Source organism: Pantoea sp. 18059, assembly GCF_902706165.1.
GTDB lineage: Bacteria > Pseudomonadota > Gammaproteobacteria > Enterobacterales > Enterobacteriaceae > Pantoea > Pantoea agglomerans.
In genome coordinates this window covers 270,065-280,400 of record NZ_CACSJS010000002.1, presented here as the reverse complement: position 1 = coordinate 280,400, position 10,336 = coordinate 270,065, and the positions used below count along the sequence as shown (strand labels likewise).

The window sequence follows — 10,336 nt, the reverse complement described above, 5'->3', positions numbered from 1 at the left end:
CTTTTTGTTATTCACCACGGTAAATGCAGCCTGCGGAACATGTCTCCTTCACGATCACCGCGCTTAGGATGGAGAGTTGAGGCTTAATCTGATTCCAGATCCATTCAGCTAGCACTTCGCTGGTTGGGTTTTCCAGACCCGGTATATCATTGAGATAGTAGTGATCCAATCTTTCCAGCGTGGGTTTAAAAATCGCTTTTAGTTCGGCAAAGTCGATAATCCAACCGGTATGTTTATCCACCTCACCGGTGATCTCAAGACGCACGATAAAGGAGTGCCCGTGTAAGCGACCACATTTATGGCCGTCCGGCACATTAGGGAGACGGTGCGCGGCTTCAAAGGTGAAATCTTTGTATAACGTAGTTTTCATGGAGACCTCATTTTTTGTTATACAGTAACAATAAGAGGCAGGATTTTCTAGCATTTCTGAGTTAGCTACCACAACTGTATGGATAGACAATAATATTTCTGTCGAGCTCTGCCCGGACTTTTTTCGAGTGTGAACTTATGTGCAGGCTGAGTATGTTACTAAATTGCGGGATATCGCCGGTCGCAATCTAACATTGACTGGTGCGCGTGGTTCCCACTTAATGGTTAAAGATTGGCGGCAGGAAAATACCTCGGCTTTCTCATGCGGCCACAGTAGTTGGATCGCTAAAGTCTCCTGTACGACAATTCAGGCAATAACATTCACCATTGTAATCGGTTGTGCATTGTGAACATTGCCAACTGGCTTTACTGACCGTGGTGGCAGCATCGCTAGGAAGCGTTACAGTCGTGCTACAAGCCGCTGTTCGCAAGCTTCTGGGTTGACATCCGGGTAGAGGTGCTGACCGTTATCGGTGAGACACGCATCAATAGTCGGCAAACACGCAGGCGTAAGCCGTCCCTGAATAGTAGACAGACGCCATGCGGTTGAAGGGAATGAAAGGGGATCTGCGGTGTGGTTGTCACGCTGTGGCGTAAATTAATCGCCATCAGCAAAACGGATGCAGGAATATCAGCCCTGGCTGCAGCCGAATGAGCGTTCGGTACTGCTGTAGCGTTTGGTGCGATGCTTTGCCATGTAGCTCAGACGGAAAGTCAGTGCATCCACTTTCTCTCTGAAATCAGTTTTTTTGAGCTCAAGGAAAGCGAGAGGGTTATCAGGGAAATGGACTAGTGTCAGATACTCAGGCCAGTCTCGCTTCTTCATGGCACTCAGCCAGGCGTTTTGAATCAGGGATGCCAGACCTTTCCCCTGTTCATCGTAGCTTCCCAAAGCATTGAACGTGTCGGTGTTGACGAGGAGAGCAAGGTGATAATGCTTCTTGCCGCCCAGTTCCGGTTGCTCCAGCACCCAGACGTAACGTACTGAAGTACGATGGCTACGTTTCCCTTCTTTGGCTCTTCTCTGCCGATAAGCGACTATCTGAGATTTCAGTGAGTCGATAAAGCGGGACATCAGTCCTGGGCTCAAATCGGCATCGCTGGTAATACTGTCTCCCACATCCCCGTTTGGGGGCTGAATGCGATGGTAGAGATGATGATGCGCAGCCTGCCTGACCGAGCCGCGAGCCCACTGACAACACAACTGCACGGAAGGCTCTGCACCGAGCCGGTAAAAAAGCAGGCACGCGAGCGCTTTAGTCATGCCGTGGATGAAATGATTGGCAATGTGGAGTCATCATCTTTTCTGCCAGCGCCTGTAAGGGCTGTGATTCGGACGGTGCGGGAAGCTGTGGTGACCGTTGCCCGTGCCGTCTGGGACTGGATTTTCTTCTGACAAACCGATTAATGCGGACACTCCCTGTCCTTCAATAGCTCAATTAATGAGCCACCAGTTCATCAATCAGGCGCAACGGCACATCACGCCTGAAATCCACGCTTTGAAAAAATACGCCTTCCCCTGTCCATACCCTGTCCGACCCCTTCGTTACACTAATCACTTAATTTTCAGCCTGTTAACGGGATGGAGAAAATCTAATGTCCCAGACTGAGCGTCGCCATGAACGGCTGGCGGTTCGGCTGTCCCTCATTATCAGCCGCCTGGTTGCTGGCGAAACGCTGGAAATGGGCCTTCTTGCTGCAGAGTTTGGTGTGTCGATCCGTACCCTCCGCCGGGACTTTCGTGAGCGACTGATGTATCTGGACCTGGAATACCGTGACGGCACCTGTCGTCTGCTCTCAGGAAGCCATCAACGCGAACTGGCTGTACTGACTTTTGCTCGTCAGTCAGGCGTGGAGGTTTTGTTTCCTGACATGGATAACCACATGGTCAGCTCACTGCTGAGTGGGCCCGGTGAGTCTCCGTGTCTCATATGGGCAGAATCGGAGTCATTGTCGCCGCCCAGGCCAGGCATATTTACACGCCTTGTCAGGGCCATATCAGAGCATCGCCATGTGACGCTACTGGCTGAAGGTTGTCGCTGTTCAGGGCTTGCACCATACCGCCTCGTACTCTGTGGTGGGCACTGGTATCTGACTGGCGAGCATCATCATCGCGTGGCGGTGTTTCCGCTTAATGATATCCATGCGGTTACCTTGCACCCGGAACTGTTCGTGCCTGACCTTCAGATTCGCAACGTTCTTGCCGAACCAGAATTCCTCAGGGCTCTTCCCCATTTTCACGTTTTTCACTCACTGCTCGCCAGAACCGGCGACGGTCTTTTACCTCATAAGGAATCATGATGAAAAAATTACTGACCACAACGGCGCTGGCCGTCAGTCTCTGCGCTGGCGCTGTCTTTCCGGCGTCTGCCGAAACTGTCGTGGGAACCGTCAAATTCTGGCAGTACATGCAGGCGGATGGCTGGAAATCAGCCGACGGCATGGATAATGACACACTTAACAATACGCTCTATCAGGCCAGTGTCATTGGCAATTACCCCTGGACTAAACAATTTCTGCTGCGTCAGCGGGGAGGTGGAGCTTATTTTCTCGCCGACAAAAAAACGCATACCGTGCGCAAGCTGAATCTGAAACCTGCCAGCGGTTATTACTCCGACCTGACATCGGTCTATCAGGGTGAAGACCAGGGTAAAGGGTGTTACTTCACTATCATCGACACCCAGTATCAGCTGGAGCTGGCTGACGAACCTCACAGCAATCAGGTGCTTGCTGCATTCCCGGAAAACTGTGTCAACAAACAGCAGCAGGCTGCCCTGGCGGCGAAGCGTGCTGCTTCAGAGCAGAAATTGCAGCAGTGGGTAGCTCAACAGAGTCTGGCTGAGTTGTGCAGACGCACCGGTAATTGCTGAAGCCAGGGAACGGACGATTAATAAGGAATCTGCACCATGAAGAAATTGTATCCACCTGTGCTTGCCGTTCTGACAGCTATCGGTGCCATGGGGGTTTCTGGCTGCGACCGCAAGGAAGATGCGAGTGTGAAAACGATAGCCAGTTTTAAGGACCTGACTCCGCCACCGTTCAGCAAGGTGGTCTCGCATAAATCCGATATTGCCCAGGAGTGGGTAAAGAAGGATGCTTTCGGCACACCGCAATATACGGTGATGAAAACCAACCAGTCGCCGGAAGGCTGTGAGTCAGGCAATTATTACTACATTGCGGATATGCAGCAGAAAACGGTGCAGCCTCTGATTGCTGCCCTGTGTCTTGCGGACAATATCACCCTGAGCTTCCGGATTGAAACTGACAGCTACACGGGTGAAAAATCGGTGGTGTATTCGCACGATGGCAAGGAAATGGGGAAACTCTATCTGCCGGAGAATCAGGAGAAAAATCCATGAAGAAGCTGAAAGGCGTTATCTCAGTTTTTGCTCTGAGCCTTTGTCTGCTTTCACCGGCTCAGGCCGAAGAACAGCGTTACATCAGTATCCGCAACACAGACATGGTCTGGGTGCCGGGCAATGTCTGCGTGTGGCAGTTTCGTCTGGATAACGGCGGAAGTGGTGAGGGGTTCGGGCCTCTGACGCTCTCTCTGCGTCTGAAAGACAAAGGCGGAAACACGCTGGTTATGGGGAATATGGCAGTGGCTGCATTTGGCGACAGCGATGCGACTCGCTCTCAGGAAGCCCAACTGGAGAACGAATGCGTGGAAAACGTTAACTCGGTCGAAATCATGAATGCAACGGAAGAGCGTAATGGTTACCAGATTGACCTGCCACTGTCCGTTTTCGACCTGCAGTACTATCGACCGTTACAAGTCACGGTTGTCGGTGGCAAGGCATCTTAGCCGATTCGTTATCCGTTTTATTCAGCCCCTGTTGCTTATGCCACAGGGGTTTTTTGTTTTAGGAGCCTGCATGGCTGAACTCACTGAATTGCCTGATGGACCGTTTACGCGCCAGCAGGCAGAGGTAGTTGCGTCTCAATATTCCAACGTTGATATAGAGGATGACCAGGGGACACATTTCCGTCTGGTTATCCGTCATGATTGTTGCATGGTCTGGCGAGCCTGGAACTTTGAGCCGGATTCCGGTTACTGGCTGAACAGGTATATCGCTCGTTATGGCATCTGCAAATTCCCTGTATAACCGCCACCAGCACATCACCGTTATAAACAAAGTCAGGCCACACCTCCCAAGGGAGGTGTGGCCTTTTGTATTTTTACCCACTGTATAAGGAGTTATCCATGCGATTAGCCAGCCGCTTTGGCCGTATAAACCAGATACGCCGTGACCGGCCTCTGACCCACGAAGAGCTGATGAGCCATGTCCCCAGCGTGTTCGGGAGTGACAAGCATGAATCTCGTTCAGACCGTTATACCTACATCCCGACCATCACCATCCTCGAAAGTCTGCAACGTGAAGGCTTTGAGCCGTTCTTTGCCTGCCAGACAAAGGTTCGCGACCAGAGCAAGCGGGAGCACACCAAACACATGCTGCGCCTGCGTCGCGTCGGGCAACTGACCGGGCATCAGGTGCCTGAAATCATTCTGCTCAACAGCCATGACGGCTCATCAAGCTACCAGATGTTGCCGGGATTGTTTCGTGGCGTTTGTACTAACGGTCTTGTCTGCGGCCAGTCATTCGGAGAAGTTCGGGTACCGCATAAAGGCAATGTCGTCGAGAAGGTAATTGAAGGAGCTTACGAAGTGCTCGGGGTCTTTGACCGGGTGGATGAGAAACGCGATGCAATGCAGTCGCTGGCGCTGCCAGCCCCGGCCCGTCACGCGCTGGCAAATGCCGCACTGAAGTATCGATTTGGTGAGGACCATCAGCCGGTCACGGTATCGCAGTTGCTGACCCCACGTCGCCGGGAGGACTACAGCGACGACCTGTGGACAGTCTACCAGCGCGTGCAAGAGAACCTGATGAAAGGTGGTCTGTCAGGGCGAACTGCACAGGGGAAAAGTAATCGCACCCGTGCTGTTACCGGTATTGACGGCGATGTGAAGCTCAACCGCGCTCTGTGGGTTATGGCAGAAAACATGCTCGCGTTTTTTGGGCGTTAAACAACAGCACCGGCATAAGGAGATAGTTTAATGGATACACACAACCCTGAGTTCGCTGAGCAGGCAGCAATTACTGCCTCGGTGGTCCCTGACGAGCTACGCATCGACTTCTGGCCGCAGCACTTTGGTTCCATCCCACAATGGATAACCCTTGAACCTCGCATTTTCGCCTGGATGGACCGGCTGTGCGTCGATTATCACGGCGGTATCTGGCGCTTTTCGACGCTCAGCAACGGCGGTGTTTTTATGGCTCCTGAGGCTGAGAGCGATGAGAAATGGACATTGTTCAACAGTATAAATGGCAACGGTGCGGAACTTACTGGTGAAGCTGCGGGGATAGTCGCTTGTTTGATGGCATTCAGCCACCATGCCTGTCGTACCGAATCTGACGCGATGGCTGAACACTATTATCGCTTACGTGACTTCGCGCTGAACCATATGGAATGCAGCGCCATTATGCATCTCATCGACTGAGGAATACCTGACATGAATTCTGCATTATCCCCGGTGTCATCGCAGTCTGAACTCTTTCCACTGACGGTTATGGCACAACATGGTCGCCTGCTCCCCGTGACTCCCGGACTGACACCCTATGCCCAACGGACCATTCGCCGGGCTATCAACTTGCTGGATAAATATCTTCGTCAGCCTGGCATATCCTTTATCTCAAGCACTGCAGCCCGCGACTGGCTTCGGTTACAGCTGGCAGGACAAGAGCGGGAAGTGTTTATGGTCCTCTATCTCGATAACCAACACCGTTTACTGGAGAACGAAACGCTATTTGCCGGTTCGGTTAACCATGTTCAGGTCCATCCCCGTGAGGTGGTGAAGTCAGCACTTCGCTTCAATGCTGCAGCTGTCGTGCTGGCGCATAACCACCCATCTGGCAATCCGGAGCCCAGCCAATGCGATCGCAACATTACGGGCAGGCTTAAAGAAGCGTTAGCAGTGGTTGATGTGAACACGCTCGATCATCTGGTCATCGGCTCAGAGGGCATTGTGTCGTTCGCAGAGCGAGGATGGATATGAAAATCATCAGTAAGCGCCAGGCTATGGCTTTGTACCGACAGCATTCAGGCTCCCGGTTGTTTCGCTTCTGCACCGGCAAATATAAATGGTCTGGCAGTATCTGCCATTATGCTGGCCGGGAAGTTCAGGACATACGTGGTGTTCTGGCCGTGTTTGCTGAACGTCGTCAGGACCGCAATGGTCCCTATGTGATTCTTCGTAGCGTCACTCTCAATTAATCCTTCCCTTTTATCAGGAACAATAATGAACAATCACTCCGAATCCGGTACTAAGCCGGAGAATCTCGCATGCCCGCAGTGGGGGCTAGTACGCACGATTACACCCTGTTTTGGCGCTCGTCTGGTACAGGAAGGCAGTCGGGTACATTTTCTCGCTGACCGGGCCGGATTCAACGGTGCTTTCAGTGACAACGATACATTGCGCCTCGACCAAGCCTTTCCGTTGATTCTCAAGCAACTTGAGTTGATGCTCATCAGCGGAGAACTCTCTTCCCGCCATCAACACTGCGTCACGCTTTATCACAACGGACTCACCTGCGAAGCCGACACACTCGGCTCCTGTGGCTATGTCTACATTGCTATCTATCCTGAGCCGCAGTAAATCCACGCTTATTCCCTTAACAACGCAGAGTAAACACCATGCAAACCATATCACCACACCCGACACGGGCGAATCAGCCCTGCCTGTCACCCATTGAAATCTGGCAGCGATTGCTTACTCATCTGTTATCGCAGCATTATGGCCTGACGCTGAATGACACACCGTTCAGTAATGACTCCACCATCCAGGAGCATATTGATGCCGGAGTATCGCTCAGCGATGCGGTGAACTTTCTTGTCGAAAAATATGAACTGGAAAGAATTGACCGCGATGGTTGCACTGTCATGGAAAAGTCACCGTTTATTACCAGTATCGATATTCTACGTGCCCGTAAGGCCTCAGGCCTAATGAAACGCAGCAGTCACAAAACTGTTACCCGGGTAACGGCAGGCCATCATCAGCAGCTAAAAATCACTAAGGGTACTTAAGAAGTGGGAAGCCAATTAATGTTGATATCGACAACATTGATACAATGCTGTCCAATGTAGGGAAGGTTACCAGTAGCTAGATGATGAGGAGATTGCCAAGGCTAAAAGCCACCTCCTCATCTTTATCTGTATCATCTACTCATGGACGGGCGATTTTTGTTCACTTGGTTTTGCCCTGATTCGAGCCCCAAATCCAATGAATTTTAGTGTTGGTATCTGCGTTGGTATATCAATAATGTTTTTATTTTTCTTACCTTAAAATCAAGGCGTTAATCGTTATGTGCGAGTCCGGCCTTCGCACCAGGTATGCAAATTTTAGTCGCTCAAGGGCGGCTTTTTTGTGCCTGGGATTTATGCTTCCAAAGCCTGAATCAACCTGCCTCAATCCCCATCAGGTAATGGATGCAGGCGGGTTTTGTGGTCTATCCCGTTTCGATAAGGTTTTACCTGCACATGACCCGGAAAAAAGATTCATCATAGCCTTGGCTATGTGAAAGCCCGTTCGGCAAAGCCTGAGATGTTTCATATCCATGATAATTAACCTCAAATCATGGGATATCGGATGGGTTTATAACCTTGCCGATTTGTCCCAATAACTGGTGTCCTTGCTCAGATACGCGATACCTTGGTTTTGATGAGGTTTCGTTATAAACAGTATCTACCATTCCATCGTTCATCAGGTTGGTTACTATCGTCGCAACATTGCTAAATCCGGGAATACCCCGTGTAGCAAGGGTGCGATCCAGTATCATCCATGTCCAGTCTATGTCTTTTTCTGCCATAACTTTTAAGACATTAAGTTCAGTATTAGTCATCTTCATTTCAGTGCATCCGGGTGGAATAAATCACCGTCTTTGAGTTTAAAATCTTCCAGCGTTGCCGTATGGGTATTATTCCACATATCATAACCTGCAACACAGTCCGGTTCACCCGTTTCCCATCCCAAGTTACAGTAACGCTGATATTCCCGACATTCATGAGTGTAGTAGTTTAAATCCACCTTCTCAGGGTACATCTCTCCTTTTACGATGCTTTTCAGCCTGCCTATCATTACGTCATTTGCAGGGTCGTGATCGAATCGAGATATATGTTTTTCAACGGTTGCTATCCCTTCATGGGTTACATTAACGCCATCGGTTGTCAGATTTTCAATCGGCCCTCCGGCTAGTTCCGGGTCAAACTCTCTTCCTGAGGCGGCCCCTCTGGCACCAAAGTGCTCAAGTTCTTCTAACTCAGGAAATCGCATTCTTCCCATTGTCAGCCCGGCAGCAACAGATGCACCGGTGATAAGTAACCCTTTGTTATCCACGACCTGTTCGTAACCCGCTGGTGCATCCCCGCCGAGTTGCTCTGCGGTCTTCCTGAATCCCTCAATATTGCCGTTGTAAATACCCCCAGCGGCCAGAAGCCGACCCGCTGCTTTACTGTTGATGGTTTTTGTAGACTGAGCATATTGAATGGACACTAACGGGCGAACGTAGTATACCGGGCGTTTTAGTTGATGTGAGATCAGGTAGCTAAGCCGGGAGTGTAGAAACAAAGGCAGGTCATTCCGGAGGTTGCCAGAGGATGTTTGCACCCCCGTAATGAAATGACCAATTGCGTCATTTCCCAGTAAAACAACCTTCCCGGATCGAATGTCATCCAGCACGTCTCGGTATGCCATCCAGGGCTGCTGAAAGTGGAACTGACGATATCGGCTGACAAAAAGACCATAGTTGCCCGGTAAATCCCACTCCCGGATGATTCTATTTGGCCGAGCGGTCTCCTCAAGGTAACGCGCTGCCATATTCGGGTGGATGATGTTGGGAAAGTCATCAAGGTAGATATCATCCACTGATTTTGCCTGATAGTGATGAAGCATAATGTCCCTATTAGCGCTACCATTGCACACAGCTTACAAAACGACCGATGTTAAGTGATGTTTAAGACTATCCCTTCATTTAAGAAGAGTGAAGTGTCTGGCGATATCCAGGCGACTAATCAAAAGGTATTTTGGGATTACATGTAAATTATTGTCTGGCACCTCTGACAGAGGGGTTATAGAGGAAAAATACCAATCATCCTGGTGGTGGTGTTTACAAGAAGAGTCTGAACCAGAATCGCGATCGCGCCATTATCCTGGCGAAAGGTGGGGAGCACTGGTTTTACACGTTCCTTTATGCCAAACAGGATATGACAAATATTGATAATCGCGAGCTGGCCGGATTTCGTGAGTTAGCAAAGCACTATGCTGCTCTTAGCGATGAAAAGATCACGGCACTGATTAAGAGTAAAGAACTGGTGGAGATTTGCCATGACTGCAAAAAGTAAATTTAAGAGTCCTGCATTTGAGGCCATCCACAGCGCGGCTTCTGGATTATTAAGCGTCGATGCTATCCCGCAGGAAACGATGCGCAACTTTGATAAAGCGTGCCTCAACAATGTGGATGAGCTGCAACCCATCGAGATTAAGGCGTTGCGTGAGAAGCTGAACGTCAGCCAGCCCGTTTTTGCCAGCTATCTGAACACCAGTGTGTCAACGGTGCAGAAATGGGAAAGTGGGGTAAAGCGTCCAGGTGGATTATCGCTGAAACTGCTTAAAGTGGTGCAGAAGCATGGGTTGAAGGTATTGGTTTGAATTGATTGAACTGGCTTATTTCCGCGCTGATTATTTCAGGAAAATAAGCCCAATATCGACCTGACTGGCTGACAGCAGCGCCGCCGCGTTGCTGGAAAAATTAAATCCAAACGTGCAGTCAGTACAGTTAAAAAAGTCACGCGTAAAAAATATTAATTCTTATTTTTCTGCGCACCTTTCTGGTGCGGTTATTATTATTTCCTGCCAGATAAAACTTACGCTTTATATTAAAATGATTTTATAACTTACTTATTTCACACTGTT

Annotated in this window: 16 protein-coding genes and 2 pseudogenes; 14 read left to right on the top strand and 4 right to left on the bottom strand. The window is 50.0% G+C overall.

Annotation, left to right across the window (positions count from 1 at the left end):
* Window positions 1–7 precede the first annotated feature (7 nt).
* Both queD and GVJ63_RS08125 read right to left on the bottom strand, forming a co-directional pair.
* On the bottom strand, window positions 8–370 hold the full coding sequence (gene queD / locus GVJ63_RS08130) for a 6-carboxytetrahydropterin synthase QueD (protein ID WP_028716002.1): 363 nt from the start codon (window positions 368–370) through the stop codon (window positions 8–10).
* Between the two features lie 630 nt (window positions 371–1,000).
* The gene (locus GVJ63_RS08125) at window positions 1,001–1,489 is read right to left on the bottom strand and encodes an inovirus Gp2 family protein (RefSeq protein ID WP_235038335.1); all 489 of its coding nucleotides are present in this window, start codon (window positions 1,487–1,489) and stop codon (window positions 1,001–1,003) included.
* 9 nt (window positions 1,490–1,498) lie between these two features.
* Between GVJ63_RS08125 and GVJ63_RS22220 the strand changes: the two are divergent.
* From GVJ63_RS22220 to GVJ63_RS08070, 12 genes and pseudogenes are all read left to right on the top strand, one after another.
* A pseudogene (locus GVJ63_RS22220) lies at window positions 1,499–1,765 on the top strand (hypothetical protein); the annotation flags it as partial.
* A gap of 200 nt (window positions 1,766–1,965) precedes the next feature.
* Window positions 1,966–2,670, top strand: coding sequence for a WYL domain-containing protein (locus GVJ63_RS08120; RefSeq protein ID WP_159226685.1), 705 nt, complete (start codon window positions 1,966–1,968; stop codon window positions 2,668–2,670).
* Window positions 2,670–3,239 carry a hypothetical protein gene (locus tag GVJ63_RS08115; RefSeq protein ID WP_159226684.1) on the top strand — a complete coding sequence of 190 codons (570 nt, stop codon included), beginning with the start codon at window positions 2,670–2,672 and terminating at the stop codon, window positions 3,237–3,239. The genes GVJ63_RS08120 and GVJ63_RS08115 overlap by 1 nt, the downstream gene beginning before the upstream one ends.
* Before the next feature lie 36 nt (window positions 3,240–3,275).
* Window positions 3,276–3,728 carry a YfjS/YafY family lipoprotein gene (locus tag GVJ63_RS08110; protein ID WP_159226683.1) on the top strand — a complete coding sequence of 151 codons (453 nt, stop codon included), beginning with the start codon at window positions 3,276–3,278 and terminating at the stop codon, window positions 3,726–3,728.
* Complete coding sequence (locus GVJ63_RS08105; RefSeq protein WP_159226682.1) at window positions 3,725–4,174, top strand: IrmA family protein; 450 nt, start codon at window positions 3,725–3,727, stop codon at window positions 4,172–4,174. Before GVJ63_RS08110 ends, GVJ63_RS08105 begins: the two co-directional genes overlap by 4 nt.
* A gap of 70 nt (window positions 4,175–4,244) precedes the next feature.
* Entirely contained in the window at window positions 4,245–4,475 is a 231-nt protein-coding gene (locus GVJ63_RS08100) for a DUF905 domain-containing protein (protein WP_159226681.1), read from the top strand.
* 98 nt (window positions 4,476–4,573) lie between these two features.
* The gene (locus tag GVJ63_RS08095) at window positions 4,574–5,395 is read left to right on the top strand and encodes a DUF932 domain-containing protein (RefSeq protein ID WP_159226680.1); all 822 of its coding nucleotides are present in this window, start codon (window positions 4,574–4,576) and stop codon (window positions 5,393–5,395) included.
* A 30-nt stretch (window positions 5,396–5,425) separates the two neighbouring features.
* Window positions 5,426–5,869 (top strand): antirestriction protein, encoded by a 444-nt coding sequence (locus GVJ63_RS08090; protein WP_159226679.1) that lies wholly within the window; start codon window positions 5,426–5,428, stop codon window positions 5,867–5,869.
* 12 nt (window positions 5,870–5,881) lie between these two features.
* Window positions 5,882–6,424: a DNA repair protein RadC gene (radC, locus tag GVJ63_RS08085; protein WP_159226678.1), complete on the top strand. Its 543-nt coding sequence runs from the start codon at window positions 5,882–5,884 to the stop codon at window positions 6,422–6,424.
* Window positions 6,421–6,642, top strand: a complete 222-nt coding sequence (locus tag GVJ63_RS08080) for a DUF987 domain-containing protein (RefSeq protein WP_159226677.1) — start codon at window positions 6,421–6,423, stop codon at window positions 6,640–6,642. The genes radC and GVJ63_RS08080 overlap by 4 nt, the downstream gene beginning before the upstream one ends.
* Window positions 6,643–6,667: 25 nt before the next feature.
* Complete coding sequence (locus GVJ63_RS08075; protein ID WP_159226676.1) at window positions 6,668–7,024, top strand: type IV toxin-antitoxin system YeeU family antitoxin; 357 nt, start codon at window positions 6,668–6,670, stop codon at window positions 7,022–7,024.
* 38 nt (window positions 7,025–7,062) lie between these two features.
* Complete coding sequence (locus GVJ63_RS08070; protein ID WP_159226675.1) at window positions 7,063–7,452, top strand: TA system toxin CbtA family protein; 390 nt, start codon at window positions 7,063–7,065, stop codon at window positions 7,450–7,452.
* A gap of 548 nt (window positions 7,453–8,000) precedes the next feature.
* On the opposite strand, the gene GVJ63_RS08065 is transcribed toward GVJ63_RS08070, so the two are convergent.
* The gene (locus GVJ63_RS08065; protein ID WP_159226674.1) at window positions 8,001–8,273 is read right to left on the bottom strand and encodes a MarR family transcriptional regulator; all 273 of its coding nucleotides are present in this window, start codon (window positions 8,271–8,273) and stop codon (window positions 8,001–8,003) included.
* Complete coding sequence (locus tag GVJ63_RS08060) at window positions 8,270–9,316, bottom strand: hypothetical protein (RefSeq protein WP_159226673.1); 1,047 nt, start codon at window positions 9,314–9,316, stop codon at window positions 8,270–8,272. Before GVJ63_RS08060 ends, GVJ63_RS08065 begins: the two co-directional genes overlap by 4 nt.
* A 203-nt stretch (window positions 9,317–9,519) precedes the next feature.
* Here GVJ63_RS08060 and GVJ63_RS08055 point away from each other — a divergent pair.
* Together GVJ63_RS08055 and GVJ63_RS08050 are read left to right on the top strand one after the other, a co-directional pair.
* A pseudogene (locus tag GVJ63_RS08055) lies at window positions 9,520–9,765 on the top strand (type II toxin-antitoxin system RelE/ParE family toxin); the annotation flags it as partial.
* Window positions 9,749–10,072, top strand: a complete 324-nt coding sequence (locus GVJ63_RS08050; RefSeq protein WP_159226672.1) for a DNA-binding transcriptional regulator — start codon at window positions 9,749–9,751, stop codon at window positions 10,070–10,072. The pseudogene GVJ63_RS08055 and the gene GVJ63_RS08050, both read left to right, overlap by 17 nt.
* Window positions 10,073–10,336 lie beyond the last annotated feature (264 nt).